Raw genomic sequence first — 15,408 nt, 5'->3', positions numbered from 1 at the left:
TTGACCCGGACGAAACATTCCCCTCCCTTTGCGCGCAAACGAACAGGGACGACGCATGGCCAAGCGGCTCACGACTTTCATTCTCATCGCGCTGGTGTCGGGCCTCGTGCTCGGCTGGGCGCTGAACGCCGGGCTGGACGATGGCGGCGGGTCGGGCACCGCGCTGCTCAAGAATATCGCCTATTACCTGTCCGCCGTGACCACCGTGTTCCTGCGGCTCATCAAGATGATTATCGCGCCGTTGGTGTTTTCGACGCTGGTCGTCGGCATCGCGCATATGGGCGACAGTTCGTCGCTCGGCCGCGTCGGGCTGCGGTCGTTCGGCTGGTTCGTGATGGCGAGCTTCATCTCGCTGATGCTGGGCCTGTTGCTCGTCAACCTGTTGCAGCCGGGCGTGGGGCTGGGCCTGCCGGTGCCGCCGGTCACCGCCGATACCGGCGTCGCCAAGCCCGCGTTCGATTTCGTGAAGTTCGTCGGCCACATCTTCCCCGCGTCGGGGGTCGAGGCGATGGCGACCAACGAGATTCTGCAGATCGTCATCTTCTCGCTCTTCATCGGCGTCGCGCTGACCGCCGTGGGCGACAAGGGCAAGCCTCTGGTCCGCGCGCTCGAAGGCCTTGTCGCCGTCATGTTGCAGGTCACCGATTACGTCATGCGCTTCGCCCCGTTCGCGGTGTTCGCGGCGGTGACGGCGACGCTGGCCGAGCGAGGGCCGGGGATCATCGGTGACCTCGCCTATTTCATGGGCAGCTTCTATCTTGGCCTCGCGACGCTGTGGGCGGTGCTGATCGGCCTCGCGTTCCTCATCATCGGGCCGCGGGTGAAGATGCTGCTGCGCTATCTGCGCGATCCGATCCTGCTCGGCTTTTCGACCGCATCGTCGGAGGCCGCCTATCCGCGCACCCTCGAAGCGCTCGACCGGTTCGGCGTGCCGCCGCGCATCGCCAGCTTCGTGCTGCCGCTCGGCTATTCGTTCAACCTCGACGGGTCGATGATGTACATGACCTTCGCGTCGATCTTCATCGCGCAGGCATATGGCATCGACCTCAGCTGGGGTCAGATGATCCTGATGCTGCTGGTCCTGATGATCACGTCGAAGGGGATTGCCGGCGTGCCGCGTGCCAGCCTGGTCGTGATCGCCGCGACGCTCGGCATGTTCAACATTCCCGAAGCCGGACTGCTGCTGATCCTGGCGATCGACCATTTCCTCGACATGGGCCGCACCGCGACCAACGTCGTCGGCAACGCCATCGCCGCGAGCGTCATCGCCAAATGGGAAGGCGGGTTCGATACCCCCGAATCGCCGGTGATCGAACCGTTGCCCACGCCCTCGGGCCATCCGCGCACCGATGCGCCCGACAGCTTCCGTGACATCGGCGGGCCGCAATAATGGAAAGCCGCGAGGCGGATCGGCCCGCGCCGCCGGAACGCGGGCCGACCTATACCAGCTATCTGCAGCTCGACACGCTGCTGGAATGCCAGGCCCCGCTGTCTGACACGCATGACGAATTGTTATTCATCGTCATCCACCAGGCGTCCGAGCTGTGGATCAAGCTGTGCCTGCACGAGCTGGAGGCGGCGCGGCAGGCGGTGATCGCCGACCGGCTGGGCAGCGCGTTCAAGATGATGGCGCGGGTCGCCCGCGTGCAGCAACAGCTGATCCAGAGCTGGGAAGTGCTGGCGACGATCACCCCGGCGGATTATTCGGCAATGCGGGGGAAGCTGGGCGGCAGTTCGGGCTTCCAGTCGGTCCAGTACCGACAGCTCGAATATATGCTGGGTGCCAAGAAGGCCGGGATGCTGGCCGCGCATGACGGCGACGCGTCGGCACAGGCCGTGCTGACCGACTCACTGGCACGCACCAGCCTGTACGACGAAGCGCTGCGGCTGCTCGCCCGGCGTGGGTTCGACATTCCTGCCGACCGGCTGGAGCGGGACTTCACCCAAGCCTATGTCGCATCGCCCGCGGTCGAGGCGGCGTGGCAGGCGGTATACCGCGACCCCGATCGCTGGTGGGACCTGTACGAACTGGCCGAAAAGCTCGTCGACCTCGAATATCGCGTACAGCTGTGGCGGTTCGGTCATCTGAAGACGATCGAGCGGATCATCGGCTTCAAGCGCGGGACCGGCGGTACGGCGGGCGTCCCCTATCTGGCGAAGGTGATCGACGACGTGTTCTTTCCCGAATTGCTGGCCGTGCGGGTCGCGTTGTGAGGTCGCTGGCTGAAGCAGAGGCGCTCGACGCCGCCGATCCGCTGCGCGGGTGTCGTGACCGCTTCGTCTTGCCCGAGGGGGTGATCTATCTCGACGGCAATTCGCTGGGCGCGCTGCCCCGCACCACGCCGGCGCGGTTGCAGGCGGTGGCGACCGGGGAGTGGGGCGAAGGGCTGATCCGCAGCTGGAACGCGCATGACTGGATCGGCGCGGCGCGGCGGATCGGGGGTGCCATCGCACCGTTCATCGGCGCGCGGGCACACGAGGTGGTGGTGGCCGATTCGACTTCGGCCAATCTCTACAAGCTGCTGGTCGCGGCGTTGAAGGCCCGGCCGGATCGCAAGACGATCCTGTCCGAACCGGGCAATTTCCCGACCGACCTCTACATGGCGGACGGCGCGGCGTGGAGCGTCGGCGATGCCCGCGTGCGCACGGTCCCGGTCGACGAGATCGTAGCGGCGATCGACGATGACGTCGCGGTCGTGCTGCTGACCCATGTCCATTACAAGAGCGGCGCGATGCTCGACATGGCGCGCATCACCGCCGCCGCGCAGGCCAGGGGTGCGCTGGTGCTGTGGGACCTCAGCCACAGCGTCGGCGCGGTGCCGGTCGACCTGAACGGTTGCAACGCCGATCTGGCGGTCGGCTGCGGCTACAAATATCTGAACGGTGGTCCCGGCGCGCCGGCGTTTCTGTATGTGGCGGAGCGGCATCAGGCGACGCTGCGGTCACCCCTGTCCGGCTGGATGGGCCATGCCGCGCCGTTCGACTTCGCCGACGAGTACGCGGCGGCAGCCGATATCTCGCGCTTTCAATGCGGTACCCCGTCGATCCTCGCACTCGCTGCACTCGAAGAGGGCATCGCCCAGTTCGAGGGCGTCGACCGCGATGCGCTGATCGCGAAGTCGCGCGCGCTGGGCGATGCCTGTATCGCGCTGGTCGAGGCGCAGTGCCCCGAACTGACGCTCATCAGCCCACGTGACGCGACGCGCCGCGGCAGCCATGTGTCGTTCCGCCATCCCCAGGCCTATGCGATCTGCCAGGCGCTGATCGATCGCGGAGTCATCGGCGATTTCCGCGCGCCCGACGCGCTGCGGCTGGGCTTCGCGCCGCTCTACATCGGGTTTGCCGATCTGTGGCGCGCGGTCGATATACTGGCGGACGTGCTGGACCATCGCCGCTGGGACGATCCCAAATATCATGCGCGCAACGCCGTGACCTGACGGAACGAATTGGGAACGGATCGGTTGGTCGCGGTGAAAGGAATTCACCCGTGACCGACCATCCGAACCCCAAGAGCGAACCCTTTTCCAACGCCGAAAAGGACCCGGACGACTGGACCACCGGCGACGAAAAGATGACCGGCGCGCAGGCGTCCTATCTGAAGACGTTGAGCGAGGAAGCCGGCGAGCCGTTCGATGATTCGCTGACCAAAGCCGATGCGTCGAAGGCGATCGATGCATTACAGGCCAAGACCGGGCGCGGTGCCTGAACCATCTTCGCGGTTGGGTGGCGGCTGCCGCCCTACCGCGTAGGTGCCGCCGGGCGCATCGCCATCAGCCGGTCGAGCAGCACCAGCCGCATCGCGAAATCCTCGCGGTACGATGCTTTCTGCGGTGCACGGGCGAGCGCCGCCAACCATGCCCGTTTGGCACCGGGCAGATCGCCGGTCTGGATCAGCGCCATCCCGTAATAAAAATAGGGACCGGGATGATCGGGCGCGGCGGCAATGCCACGGGCAAAGGCGGTGCGGGCGGCGGGCGAAAGCACCTGCCCACCGTCATGGGCGAGGATCGCGGTGCCCAATCGGGTCCACAACCGTCCACTTTGCGGCGCACGCTGCAACCCGCCCAGCACCGCATTCGCCGCCGCCTGCGTCGCCCCGGCACGCGCCAGCCCATCGGCGGCCACGGCATAGGCATAGTCGTAGGTAAAACGCCCCCAGATCGCGTCGCGCAGATCGTCGGCGGCGATGTCGGGTGCCTGTACGACCCGTTCGGCGGCGCGCGGCACGCCGGGCAGCGTCGGCCGCCCCTGCCACGCATAGCCCGCCGCGCCCAGCATCAACGCCGCGCCGACAAAGCCCCAGAGCGGCTTTGCAACCCGCATCACGATCAGCAAGGCAAAGATGGCGAGCAGCAACAGGGCAAGGATCAGCCAACCGTTCATCGCCGCCGTCCCTTCAGGCTGCGGCGCGCCAGCAGTCCGCCGATGACGAGCAGGACCAGCGGCGCCAGCCACAACGGCCCCGTCGCGCCCGACAGCGGCGGGTCGTAGCTGACATATTCGCCATAGCGTTCGATCAACCAGTTGCGCACCGCGACCGGCTGCTCCCCCGCCCCGATCCGCTGCCGCACCAGCGCGCGCATGTCGGCGGCCATGTCGGCATCGCTGTCGGCGATCGACTGGCCCTGACAGACCAGGCAGCGCAGCGTTTCCATCAACGCCTTGGCGGATCGTTCCTGCGCCGGATCGGCCAGTTGCGTGTCGGCCAACGCGGGTGGCGGCACGCGCGACTGTCCGAACGCCGGCGCGGCGATCAGCAACGCAAGGGCGAGCACCGCCCTCATCGTGCGGCCTTCAGCTTGTCGAGCAGCACCGGCACATCGCCATCGGTGATCGCACCGATATGCTGGTGGGCGATCCGCCCCTGCCCGTCGATGACGAAGGTTTCGGGCACGCCCGACGATCCGAGCGCGAGCTGGACCGAACTGTTGCGGTCGTCGCCGATCGCGGCAAAGGGATCGCCATTGGTCGACAGGAAGCGGGCGACGTCCGCCGGCGTGTCGCGGATCGCGATGGCGTCGATCGTCGCGCCGGCCTGTGCCAACTTTGCCAGTTGCGGCGCTTCAGCGGCGCAGGGCACGCACCAGCTGCCAAAGACGTTGAGCAGCCGGGGCTCGCCGGCCCGGAACGTCGCGGTGGCGAGACCCGGCTTGCCCGGCGCGGCAGGCGGCAGGCTGAACGCGGGCAACGGCTTGCCGACGAGGCGCGAGCGCACCTGTCGGTCGGCGGGTTGCGACAACATCCACGCGAACAGCCCGGCGATCGCGACGAAGGCGAACAACGGTATCCAGAGCAGGCGGCGCTTCATCGCGCCCTCCGCCGCCGCACGCGCCCGACCAGCGCGATCGCGCCGCCCAGCGCGATCAGCCCACCGCCGGCCCAAATCAGCGTGACGAACGGCTTCCACCACAGCCGCAACTGCCGCCGCCCGCCCACATCGTCGCGGCCGAGCACGGCATAGAGCTGGCCATCCCAATAGGTCGCGAGCGCGGCCTCGCTGGTTTCGGTCGGCGGATTGGCGAAGAAACGCTGTTCGGGCCGCATCACGAATGCCGCGCCGGCACCCCGCACGACGGTCATATGCCCCTGCACCGCCGACCAATTATCGCCGACCACCGGCTTGATCCCGTCGAAGCGCACGTCGAACGGGCCGACCGCGTGATGCTCGCCGGGCGCGGCGGCGACCAGCCGTTCCTGCGTAAAGGCGCTGTCGCTGGCCATGCCCGCCAGACTGACCGCGATGCCCAGATGCGCGACGACCATGCCCCAGATCGGCAGCGGCGTACGCCACGGGCTGCGCCCGACCAGCGGCAACACGCTGGCGACCGCCAGCCCGGCGGCCAGCGCCAGCCCAAACTTGGGCAGCCAGCCGCTATCGACCCACAGCATCGCGGCGAGGAAGACGGCAAGCGTGATCGCCCCCGGCACCGCGACCCGCCGCAGCACCGCCGTCCCCTGATCCCGCCGCCAGCGCAGCAGCGGCCCGACTGCCATCCCTGCGACCAGCAACAGCGCGATCGGCCCGGCGGCACGATTGAAGAACGGCGGCCCGACCGACAGCTGCACGCCGAACGCCTCCGCGACCAGCGGATAGAGCGTACCGATCAGGACGATGCCGAGGATGACCGACAGCAGCAGGTTGTTGAGCACCAGCCCGCCTTCACGGCTGACCGGTTCGAACAGCGCCCCTTGTCGCACGGTACCGACCCGAAACGCGAACAGCGCCAGCGCCCCACCGATATAGAGGATCAACAGCGCGAGGATAAACCCGCCGCGCGTCGGATCGACCGCAAAGGCGTGCACGCTGGTCAGGATGCCCGATCGAACGAGGAAGGTGCCGACCATCGACATGGAGAAGGCGACGACCGACAGCATGATCGTCCATGCGCGCAGACCGTCGCGGGTGGCCAGCACCGTCACCGAATGCAGCAGCGCGGTCGCCGCCAGCCATGGCATCAGCGAGGCATTCTCCACCGGGTCCCAGAACCACCAGCCCCCCCAGCCAAGTTCGTAATAGGCCCAGTAGCTGCCCGCGGTGATACCGATGGTCAGGAAAATCCATGCCCCCAGCACCCATGGCCGCATCGCCCGCGCGAAATCGCGCCCGACGTCGCGGGTGACCAGCGCCCCGACCGCGAAGGAAAATGCGACCGACAGCCCGACATAGCCGAAGTACAGCGTCGGCGGGTGGAAGGCGAGGCCGGGGTCCTGCAGCAGTGGGTTAAGGCCCAGCCCGTCGCGCGGTACCAGCGACAGGCGCGCAAATGGATTGGAGGCGAACAGCAGGAAGGCGTAGAAGCCGGCGGCGATCGCCGCCTGCGCGGCCAGCGTCGCGGCATGGGTGCGCGTCGCTAGCAACCGTTCGAACAGCGCGATCCCCGCCCCGGCCAACGCCAGCACGGTGACCCACAGCAGCATCGACCCTTCGTGATTGCCCCAGGTCGCGGCGACCTTGTACAACAGCGGCTTGGCCGAATGGCTGTTTTCGGCGACCAGCAGCACCGACAGGTCGGTGCGCGCGAATAGTGCGATCAGCGCGGCGAACGCTCCGGCGGCGAGCACGCCCTGCGCCACCGCAACCGGCCGCACCGCCGCCAGCAGGTCGCGCACGATCGCCGGCGGCTCGGCCGCGCGCGACGACAGTGCGATGGCGGCCATTACCAGTTGCAGCACCGCCATCGCCGCCGCCAGCCATAGGGCGGCAAGACCCGCTTCGGCGATCACGGCTCGATACTTTCGCTCTTGTGCATCTTGCCGGCGACCTGCGGCGGCATGTAGCGCTCGTCATGCTTGGCCAGCAGATTGTCGGCGACGAACCCGCCGCCCTGCACGAAGCGCCCTTCGGCCACGACGCCGGAGCCTTCGCGGAACAGGTCGGGGACGATCCCGGCGAAGCGGACGGGCACCGTCGCCTTGCCATCGGTCACGATGAAGCGGATCGTCACGCCATCGCTCGCCCGCTGGACCGAACCGGCGGCGACCATCCCGCCCAGCCGCACAGGCTTGTCGATCGGTGCGGCGGCAGCATCGGCGGGGGCATAGAAGAACGCCGCCTCATCGCCCAGCGCCGACATGGCGAGCAGCACCGCGCCGATGATCGCGACCACCGCCAGCAGTGCCAGCGTCATGCGTTGCCGTTTCGGGCTCATCCCCGCTCCGCGCGGCGCATCGCCACCCAGGACGCGAGGGTGATGGCCGCGATCCCGCCCAACGTGACGACATAGGCGGCGGTGATGAAGGCCCAGTGATTCATGCCGCCGCCCGCCGGCGCATCCGCGCCTCCGCCTTGATCCGCGCCAGATCGGTGCGCATCCGCATCAGCACGATGCCGCCGAACAACAGGCTGGCCCCGCCGGCGGTAAAAAACAGCGGCCACAGGATCGCCGGATCGATGGTCGATTTGGTGAGGGTAATGCTCGGCCCCTGGTGCAGCGTCCGCCACCACAGCACCGAATAGCGGATGACCGGCAGCAACGCGGTGCCGGCGATCCCGAACAGCGCCGGAATACGCCCGTCGCCGTCGCGATCGGCATCGGCGCGGGCGAGCGCCAGATAGGCGAGATACACGAAGAACAGCAGCAGCATCGACGTCAGCCGCCCATCCCACTGCCACCATGTTCCCCAGGTCGGCCGCCCCCAGATCGATCCGGTCAGCAGGCACAGCGCGGTGAACAGCGCGCCGGGCAGCGCGATCGCGCGGGCGGCGACGGCGGCCAACGGGTGCCGCCACACCAGATAGACGATGCTGGCGACGGCAAGGCTGGACCATCCGCCCATCCCCAGCCATGCGGCAGGCACATGGACATAGAGGATGCGAACGCTGTCCCCCTGCAGATAATCGGCCGGGGTCTGCGTCAGCCCCGCCCAGCAACCGAACGCGAACAGCGCCAGCCCCGCCCACACCAATATCGGCGTCAGCGGACGGGCGATCGCAAGGAATCGGCGTGGATTGGCAAGGGCGTGAAGGCTGGGCACGGTCGCGCCCTGTCTATGCAAGGTGCAGGCAAACGGCAATGCGGATCGCGCCCTTTGGTGCAACGGGGGATCGCGACAGGTCGGTTCGCATTTGCCTTGTCATCGACGTCGTGGAAAACGTGGCATATGACGATCATAGCGAATGGCGCTGCCGGGCGCCCGGAAATCTCCGCCCCCGGCGAAAACCGGTTACTGGCTGCGTTGAGCCCGGCCGACCGGGCGCTCCTCGATCCGGCGATGGAGCGGGTATCGGTCGTCGTCGGCGACACGCTGCTCAGCGTCGGCGAACCGATCGAGCATGTCTATTTTCTCGAAGGGGGCATCGCCGCCGTGCTCGAGGTGATCGACGGCGAACGGCAGCATGCCGTCGGGCTGCTCGGGGCCGATGGCTATGTCGGCTGGCCGATCCTGCTGGGCGACGATCGTTCGCCGCACGACGTGGTGCTGCGCGCCGAACCGGGCACGGCGCTCAGGATATCGGCGGCGCGATTGCTGGCGGCGACGGAACAGAGCGATACGCTCCGCGCGGCGATGCTGCGCTTTATCCAGGTGTTCCTGATCCAGATGGGGCGCACCGTGGTGTCGGCGCTGTCGCATCCGGTCGAGCGGCGGCTGGCGCGGTGGATCCTGCTCTACCATGACCGGGTCAGCGGTGACGAAATCTCGATGACGCATGAGGAGTTTCGCCTGATGCTGGCTGTCCGGCGCAGCAGTATTACCGACGCTCTGCACAAGCTGGAGGAAACCCGCGCCATTCGGTCGATACGCGGGCGAGTGATCGTGCGCGACCGCGACAAATTGCTGGAGATGGCGGCAATGACCTATGGCCCGCCCGAAGAGGCCTATCAGCGGCTGGTCGTCACACCGACATCATAACGGGGAAGGCGGCGCCCCGGAAACCGGAACGCCGCCTGTCCGTCAGTTAGACGCGCTCGAGCGGATCGTCCCGTTGACGCCGTTCGGGAAGAACCCGCCCGCCGTCTTGGCCGTCCGGTCGAGATAGACGATGTTCAGCACCTGGCCCGGCGTCCGGCTGAACGCGATGCCGCTGCCATCGGTCGGCACGATGTTCGACGCGGTGGCGTTGCCACTGCCGGTCGCGCGGATGCCCTGATCGAGATCGCTGCTGCCGTCGAGGCTGTCGCGCGCCGTCGAGATTGCTTCGGTCGCGTCGATCAGCGACGGGGTCGCCACGCCCTTGCGATACAGGACCGTCCGGACCAGCCCGGCATGATAGGCCTCTGCCGCATGGATGCCGGCCGCCGCTTCGAGGAAGGTCTTGTTGCTGATGAAGCCGACCGCGCCCTTGTAAGCGGTGACGCCGACATCCTCGAAGATGAACGCGCCAAGTAGGAAGTTCTCGTCGGTTGCATAAACGTCGAAAGCCGCACCCGATCCGATCAGCCCGGCGGCGCGTGCCGCGTTCGAAAAGGCACTGGTTGCGGTCACGCCGATATCGATCGCCGGCTGCGCGACCGCCGACGACCCGAGCGCACTGCGCAGGAAGTTGACGTGCGCGATTTCGTCCGCGGCAATTTCACGGGCGTAGCGCGCGACCAGCGGATCGGTGAAGTTCACCTGCCGCCCGCCGGACACCGTGCCCTGCGTTCCCGTTCCGCTCAGGCTGCTGTTGGGCAGGCCCGCGCCGGTTGCGGCAAACGAATAGAATTGCGCCTCCAGATATTCGAGATTCAACGCGAAGTTCAGCACGTCCGCATCGGTCAGCGCCGTGGTGGCGGTCGGCGTCGGGGTCGGGGTGGGTCCGGGGGTGATGAAACCGCCGCCGCTGTCGCTGCACGCCGACAGCACCGTCGCGCCCGCCGTGGCGATCGCGGCACCACCGGCATAGCGCATGAAGTCGCGACGCGCGTTGCGCCGCTGGTCGCAGGCTTCGAGTACCTGCAGGATCGGATCGTTATGCATGATGTCTCTCCGTCAGGTTCAGTTGGCAGCGCTGGCGCGGATGGTGCCGTTCACCCCGTTGGGGAAGAAACCGCCGCCATTCACCTGGGCGTTGTTGAGATAGACGATGTTGAGCGTCTGTCCGGCCGACCGGCTGTATGCGATACCGTTGGTGTCGAGCGGCACGATGTTGCTGGCGTTCGGGTTGCTCGACAGCGGCGAGAGGCCCTGATCGAGATCGGTGCTGCCATCGAGGCTGTCGCGCGCGTTCGAAATTGCATCGGTCGCTTGGATCAGCTGCGCCGATGGGGTTGCGATCCCCTTGGCATAGAGCGTCGTGCGGACGATCGCGGCGTGATAGGCCTCGACCGCGAGGATGCCGGCGGCAGCCTCAAGGAACGTCTTGCTGCTCAGCAGCGGGGCGGCGCCCTTGTAGGCCGTCACGCCGACATCCTCGAAGATGAATGCGCCGAGCAGGAAATTCTCGTCGCTGGCATAGGGATCGAAGGTCGCCCCGGCGCCGATCAGGCCCGCTGCGCGCGCGGCAGAGGAGAAGGCGCCGGTCGCCGACGCGCTGATGTCGATCGCTGGCTGGGAGACCGCTGCGGTGCCAAGTGCGGTGCGGAGGAATTCGACGTGCGCGCGCTCGTCGGCGGCGATTTCGCGGGCATATTGCGCGACCAGCGGATCGGAGAAGCTGACCTGGCGACCACCCGTGACCGCCCCTTGCGTGCCGGTGCCCGTCAGGATCGAATTGGGCAGCCCGCTGCCGAACGCCGCGAAATAATAAAACTGCGCCTCAAGATATTCGAGGTTCAGCGCAAAATTCAGGATGTCCGCGTCGGTCGGCCCGGTCTGTGCCTGCGCGTCGCTTGCCTGGGTCATGACGAAAGCGGCGCCGCCAACCGCAGCAGCACCGCCCAGCATCTTGAAGAAATCGCGCCGTTCCTCACGCCGCTTCGCACGCGCATCGAACGCGTGCGTCACCAACATCTGCTCGTCCATGACACCTTCTCCCTGGATCGTTGTGACGACCTAACGAACCGAAGAAGACAAACGAGCCATAACGCATGACGGACGTACGGTTCCGTACAGGGTGCATTCGATGGCTGGATTGCGTCAAATCTTGCAGGCAAAAGACGTGAAATGGCGTTTGCAGTGAATATCGATCGCGTGGGTGAGGTGTGTACTACCCTGCCCACGACGGACAACAGGCTGTTGGGTGCCATGCGCCCCGACACCCGGCGCAAACTTGCGGGCGTCGCCTATCGTGTCGCGTTGCAACCCGGCGAGATTCTGACGCGCAGCGGCGAGGCGATCGACCGGCTGGTGTTCCCCGAAGGAGCGCCGGCGATGCTTTCGCTGTCGACCGGCGGATCGTCGCAGGATGTCGGGATGATCGGACGCGACGGAGTCGTCGGCTGGTCGCGCCTGTTCAGCGATCAGCCCACCCCATTCACCGCCCGCGCGCATATCCAGCCGGGCAGCGCCATCGTCATCCCCGCAACCGCCGTCGTCGAGGCTGCGAACGAAGACAATGCGCTGCTGAAGGCGATCCTGACCTTTGCTCAGCGCTTTTCGATGCAGATGGCACGGACGCTGGCATCGGCGCTGCGCGACATACCCGAGCGCCGCATCGCCCGGCTGCTGCTGATGATCGATGACCGGATCGATGGCGACACCATGTCGGTGACCCATGCGTCGATCGCGTCCACGCTGAACCTGCGGCGTGCGACCGTTACCGATTGCCTCCACATCCTGGAGGGCGAGCATATGGTGCGGTGTTCGCGCGGGCGGATCGTGATGCGCGATCGTGCTGCGCTGGAGGCGCGTGCCGGCCTCGCCTATGTCTCGGACGACGGGCTGGACTGATCCCCGATTATTGGCCGCGCAGGCTGCGCAGGTCGATGCCCAGCCGCTGGACCTTGTAATAAAACGTCTTGCGCGGGATGCCGAGACGCTCGATCGCCGCGCCGATTTCTCCGCCCGTCGCGGCGATCGCCGACAGGATCGCTTCCCGTTCGAATGCGGCGATCCGTTCGGGTAGCGGGCGCGTCGCGTCGGTGCCGGCCTCTCCTGCCCCGGTTCCCTCCAGCCCCAGCACGAACCGGTCGGCGAAATGGGCGAGTTCGCGGACATTGCCCGGCCAGTCGTGGCGCGCCAGCAGGTCGCGGGCAGCATGCGTCAATGCCGGCACGTCACGCCGCAGCCGCTTTGCCGACAGGTCGACCAGATGCGCGAACAGTAGCGGCACGTCGTCGCGCCGTTCGCGTAATGGGGGCATCCGCAGCCGGACGGCGGCAAGGCGATACAGCAGGGCCGGTGCGATGGCGTCGGGGCCGCGCTGCCCCTCCTCCGCCGCCGTGGCGATGACGCGGATATCGACCGGCACCGCATCGCGCGGACCCCGGATCGCGCGATCCTCGATCAACTGGGTCAGGCGGCCCTGCAATCCGCGTGACGCCTGATCGATATCGTCGAGGAACAGCGTGCCGCGTTGCGCACCGACGATCCCGCGATCGCCGACGCTCGCGAACAATTCGTCCTCGATCGCCTGTCCGGGCAGCGCGGCGCAGGCGATGGTCAGGAACCGGTGCCGCGCACGGCGGCCAGCGCCGTGGATCGCGCGGGCGAACAATTCCTTGCCAGTGCCGGTTTCCCCCTCGATCAGCAGGTCGATATCGGCATCGGCGAGGACCGGGATCATCTCGCGCAGGCGGGTGATCGCGGGCGAGCGGCCGACCAGCGCCGTGTCCTCCCCGCTCGCCGCCTCGGCCCGCAACCGCCGGTTGTCGAGCGCCAGCGACCGGGCCGCCATCGCGCGGGTCGCCGCCGCGATCAGCGCGTCGGGATCGAACGGCTTGGACAGGAAGTCCCATGCCCCGCCCTTGATCGCATCCACGGCGGTTTCGACATCAGCATGGCCGGTGACCAGCACGACCGGCAGCGTCGGGTCGCGTTCGCGCAAGATCCGGAACAGCTCGATCCCCGACATGTGCGGCATCCGCACATCGGTGACGACGATCCCGTCGAAATCGGCGTCGATCGCGAGCAGGGCCGGGGGTGCGGCGGGAAAGGCGACGACATCAAACCCGGCCAGCGTCAGCAGCTGCGCGGTCGATATCCGCAGGTCCTCGTCATCCTCGACCAGCGCGACGCGGCCGCCACGGGGGTTGTCCGACCCGCTCATGCCACGCGCCGCAACGTCACTTCGAACCGCGCTCCCTGTTCCGACGGCAACGACCGCAACGTGCCGCCCAGATCGGTCATGATATCCTGCGCGATCACCAGCCCCAGCCCCAGACCGGCCGCGCGGCTGGTGACGAAGGGCGTGAACATCCGCTCCGCCACGGCCGGATCGATGCCCGGCCCGTTGTCGGCGACGATCAGCGACACGGTGTGCGGTTCGATCCCCAGCTCGATGGCGATGCGCGGTTCCGGGGTCTCGCTCAGTGCCTCGGTCGCGTTCTGGAGCAGGTTCACCAGCACCTGTTCCAACCGCACCCGGCCCGCGACGACCAGCAGGTCGTCGGGCACCGGCGGGAGGACCAGGGCAACCTCCGACAGCCTTTCCTTCAGGATCAGGCGCGCGCCGTCGATCACGTCGATCAGGCGCACCGGCCCGATCGTCCCGCTGCCCTTGCGCGCGAAACCGCGCAGTTCGGCGGTCACCAGCCCGATCCGGTCGGTCAGCCGGGCGATCGCGCCCAAATTGTCGTCGACCGCCGAATGATTGCCACGTGTCAGCAGCTGGCGCGCCGTCGCCACATAGTTGCGGATTGCTGCCACGGGCTGCGCGGTTTCATGCGCCACGCTGGCGGTGATCTGCCCCAGCGCAGCAAGCCGGTTGGCCTGTCGCAGCCCCTCGCGCAGTTCGGCGGCCCGGGCTTCGGCGGCGGTGCGCTCCTCGATCTCGTCGCGCAGTTCGCGGGTCCGGTCGGCAACCGCCGCTTCCAGCTCGACCGTGCGCAGCGCCCGACGCCGCGAGCGTTCCCACAGGCCCCACAACGCCCCTACCAGCGCCAGCGTGACCGCCGCCGCCGCCAGCGCGCTGGTCCGTGCCGCGCCGCCGATCGCCGGTGGCAACGGCATCGCCAGGTGCACCTGCCACCCCTCGTCGCCGGGCGCGGTCACCGCGTGCTGCATCGTCCGGCGCTGGCCATTGAGGCGCAGTTCGTCGTCGATGATCGCGAACGGCGGCTGCTTGAGCGCTGCGGCACCACTGTCCGCGCGAACCGCCGCGGCGACCGATGGTGCGATCTGCCGTGTGGTCGCGAACCGCCAGCGCGGATCGCTGGAAATCAGCACCACCCCGGCGGCATCGGTGACGAACGTAATTCCGCCCGCCGCGCGCCATTCACCCTCGATCCGGTCGAATTCCAGCTTCACAACGACCACGCCCCCCTCGGGCGTGCGGCGGCTGAGATAGAGGCCCGGACGATGGCTGACCGTGCCGAGCGCGAACTGGGTCCCGGCCCCCGTCCGCACCGCGTCGCGATAATAACGGCGAAAGCTGTAGTCGTTGCCGACGAAGCTCTGCGGCTCCGCCCAGTTGCTCGCCGCGATCGCCCGCCCGTCGCGCCCGACGACATAGATGACGCTGGCCGAGGTCGAGCGTGCGAGGGCGGTCAGCTTCCGGTCGAGCGCCCGCCGTGCCGCATCGCCGCCGCGCACCGCCGCAACGACGTCGCGATCATCGGCCAGCGCCAGCGGCAACAGGCGGAACCGGGCGATCTCACTGGTCAGCAGCACCTGCCGCAGCCGGGCATCGCTCTCGATCTCGGCGAGCGACTCGGCCTGCGCGCGGCGTTCGACCACGCGCCCGACCAGCGCGGCGGCAGCGATGCTCAGCAGGAAACCGCCAAGGATCCACCCGATCCACCATGTCCGCGCCCCGCCCTGCATGACGCAGTTGTAGGTGCGCCGTCCGCCATGTGCAACAATTTGCACCTTTGCCGCCGCAAATGGCGAAAAACTGGCCATTTTTGCCACGCCCGGAATATTTTATTATGCAATATCAATACCATGGAT

16 protein-coding genes are annotated in these 15,408 nt (G+C 67.6%); 6 read left to right on the top strand and 10 right to left on the bottom strand.

Annotation, left to right across the window (positions count from 1 at the left end; all coding sequences use genetic code 11):
* Positions 1-55: 55 nt before the first annotated feature.
* The 4 genes from ASE58_RS09355 to ASE58_RS09340 are packed head-to-tail and all read left to right on the top strand — an operon-like array spanning position 56 to position 3,706.
* Positions 56-1,390 carry a dicarboxylate/amino acid:cation symporter gene (locus ASE58_RS09355; RefSeq protein ID WP_055820299.1) on the top strand — a complete coding sequence of 445 codons (1,335 nt, stop codon included), beginning with the start codon at positions 56-58 and terminating at the stop codon, positions 1,388-1,390.
* Entirely contained in the window at positions 1,390-2,214 is an 825-nt protein-coding gene (locus ASE58_RS09350) for a tryptophan 2,3-dioxygenase (protein ID WP_055820296.1), read from the top strand. The genes ASE58_RS09355 and ASE58_RS09350 overlap by 1 nt, the downstream gene beginning before the upstream one ends.
* Positions 2,211-3,437, top strand: a complete 1,227-nt coding sequence (kynU, locus tag ASE58_RS09345; protein WP_082467856.1) for a kynureninase — start codon at positions 2,211-2,213, stop codon at positions 3,435-3,437. The genes ASE58_RS09350 and kynU overlap by 4 nt, the downstream gene beginning before the upstream one ends.
* A gap of 50 nt (positions 3,438-3,487) precedes the next feature.
* On the top strand, positions 3,488-3,706 hold the full coding sequence (locus tag ASE58_RS09340) for a DUF3072 domain-containing protein (RefSeq protein ID WP_055756099.1): 219 nt from the start codon (positions 3,488-3,490) through the stop codon (positions 3,704-3,706).
* A gap of 32 nt (positions 3,707-3,738) precedes the next feature.
* On the opposite strand, the gene ASE58_RS09335 is transcribed toward ASE58_RS09340, so the two are convergent.
* From ASE58_RS09335 to ccmC, 6 genes are all read right to left on the bottom strand, one after another.
* Positions 3,739-4,383 (bottom strand): hypothetical protein, encoded by a 645-nt coding sequence (locus tag ASE58_RS09335; protein ID WP_055820293.1) that lies wholly within the window; start codon positions 4,381-4,383, stop codon positions 3,739-3,741.
* Positions 4,380-4,784, bottom strand: a complete 405-nt coding sequence (locus ASE58_RS09330; protein ID WP_055820290.1) for a cytochrome c-type biogenesis protein — start codon at positions 4,782-4,784, stop codon at positions 4,380-4,382. Before ASE58_RS09330 ends, ASE58_RS09335 begins: the two co-directional genes overlap by 4 nt.
* A complete protein-coding gene (locus tag ASE58_RS09325) occupies positions 4,781-5,308 on the bottom strand; it encodes a redoxin family protein (RefSeq protein WP_055821046.1) in 528 nt (175 codons plus the stop codon). The genes ASE58_RS09330 and ASE58_RS09325 overlap by 4 nt, the downstream gene beginning before the upstream one ends.
* A complete protein-coding gene (locus ASE58_RS09320; protein WP_055820287.1) occupies positions 5,305-7,224 on the bottom strand; it encodes a heme lyase CcmF/NrfE family subunit in 1,920 nt (639 codons plus the stop codon). Before ASE58_RS09320 ends, ASE58_RS09325 begins: the two co-directional genes overlap by 4 nt.
* Entirely contained in the window at positions 7,221-7,649 is a 429-nt protein-coding gene (gene ccmE / locus ASE58_RS09315) for a cytochrome c maturation protein CcmE (protein ID WP_055820284.1), read from the bottom strand. Before ccmE ends, ASE58_RS09320 begins: the two co-directional genes overlap by 4 nt.
* Before the next feature lie 100 nt (positions 7,650-7,749).
* Positions 7,750-8,475, bottom strand: a complete 726-nt coding sequence (ccmC, locus tag ASE58_RS09310; RefSeq protein WP_055756883.1) for a heme ABC transporter permease CcmC — start codon at positions 8,473-8,475, stop codon at positions 7,750-7,752.
* Between the two features lie 126 nt (positions 8,476-8,601).
* On the opposite strand from ccmC, the gene ASE58_RS09305 reads away from it, so the two are divergent.
* Complete coding sequence (locus ASE58_RS09305; protein WP_055756088.1) at positions 8,602-9,351, top strand: Crp/Fnr family transcriptional regulator; 750 nt, start codon at positions 8,602-8,604, stop codon at positions 9,349-9,351.
* A 42-nt stretch (positions 9,352-9,393) separates the two neighbouring features.
* On the opposite strand, the gene ASE58_RS09300 is transcribed toward ASE58_RS09305, so the two are convergent.
* The gene (locus tag ASE58_RS09300) at positions 9,394-10,398 is read right to left on the bottom strand and encodes a ferritin-like domain-containing protein (protein ID WP_055820279.1); all 1,005 of its coding nucleotides are present in this window, start codon (positions 10,396-10,398) and stop codon (positions 9,394-9,396) included.
* 18 nt (positions 10,399-10,416) lie between these two features.
* Entirely contained in the window at positions 10,417-11,382 is a 966-nt protein-coding gene (locus ASE58_RS09295) for a ferritin-like domain-containing protein (protein ID WP_055756083.1), read from the bottom strand.
* A 141-nt stretch (positions 11,383-11,523) separates the two neighbouring features.
* Between ASE58_RS09295 and ASE58_RS09290 the strand changes: the two genes are divergently transcribed.
* Positions 11,524-12,249, top strand: coding sequence for a Crp/Fnr family transcriptional regulator (locus ASE58_RS09290; RefSeq protein WP_055756081.1), 726 nt, complete (start codon positions 11,524-11,526; stop codon positions 12,247-12,249).
* Between the two features lie 7 nt (positions 12,250-12,256).
* Here ASE58_RS09290 and ASE58_RS09285 read toward each other — a convergent pair whose 3' ends face one another.
* Together ASE58_RS09285 and ASE58_RS18440 are read right to left on the bottom strand one after the other, a co-directional pair.
* Positions 12,257-13,567: a sigma-54-dependent transcriptional regulator gene (locus ASE58_RS09285; protein WP_055820275.1), complete on the bottom strand. Its 1,311-nt coding sequence runs from the start codon at positions 13,565-13,567 to the stop codon at positions 12,257-12,259.
* Entirely contained in the window at positions 13,564-15,327 is a 1,764-nt protein-coding gene (locus ASE58_RS18440) for a sensor histidine kinase (RefSeq protein WP_268795069.1), read from the bottom strand. Before ASE58_RS18440 ends, ASE58_RS09285 begins: the two co-directional genes overlap by 4 nt.
* Between the last annotated feature and the right edge of the window lie 81 nt (positions 15,328-15,408).

This window comes from Sphingomonas sp. Leaf9 (assembly GCF_001421355.1).
Classification (GTDB): domain Bacteria; phylum Pseudomonadota; class Alphaproteobacteria; order Sphingomonadales; family Sphingomonadaceae; genus Sphingomonas.
The sequence above is the reverse complement of the archived record's forward strand: the minus strand, read 5'-3'. Positions and strand labels throughout refer to the sequence as shown.

Bases quoted from the DNA above. Each gene is read 5' to 3' on its own strand.
- ASE58_RS09330 (WP_055820290.1), bottom strand. From the start codon at position 4,784: ATGAGGGCGGTGCTCGCCCTTGCGTTGCTGATCGCCGCGCCGGCGTTC.
- ASE58_RS09335 (WP_055820293.1), bottom strand. From the start codon at position 4,383: ATGAACGGTTGGCTGATCCTTGCCCTGTTGCTGCTCGCCATCTTTGCC.
- ASE58_RS09285 (WP_055820275.1), bottom strand. From the start codon at position 13,567: ATGAGCGGGTCGGACAACCCCCGTGGCGGCCGCGTCGCGCTGGTCGAG.
- ASE58_RS09305 (WP_055756088.1), top strand. From the start codon at position 8,602: ATGACGATCATAGCGAATGGCGCTGCCGGGCGCCCGGAAATCTCCGCC.
- ASE58_RS09295 (WP_055756083.1), bottom strand. From the start codon at position 11,382: ATGGACGAGCAGATGTTGGTGACGCACGCGTTCGATGCGCGTGCGAAG.
- ASE58_RS09350 (WP_055820296.1), top strand. From the start codon at position 1,390: ATGGAAAGCCGCGAGGCGGATCGGCCCGCGCCGCCGGAACGCGGGCCG.
- ccmE (WP_055820284.1), bottom strand. From the start codon at position 7,649: ATGAGCCCGAAACGGCAACGCATGACGCTGGCACTGCTGGCGGTGGTC.
- ASE58_RS09355 (WP_055820299.1), top strand. From the start codon at position 56: ATGGCCAAGCGGCTCACGACTTTCATTCTCATCGCGCTGGTGTCGGGC.
- ASE58_RS09300 (WP_055820279.1), bottom strand. From the start codon at position 10,398: ATGCATAACGATCCGATCCTGCAGGTACTCGAAGCCTGCGACCAGCGG.
- ASE58_RS09325 (WP_055821046.1), bottom strand. From the start codon at position 5,308: ATGAAGCGCCGCCTGCTCTGGATACCGTTGTTCGCCTTCGTCGCGATC.
- ASE58_RS09290 (WP_055756081.1), top strand. From the start codon at position 11,524: ATGGCGTTTGCAGTGAATATCGATCGCGTGGGTGAGGTGTGTACTACC.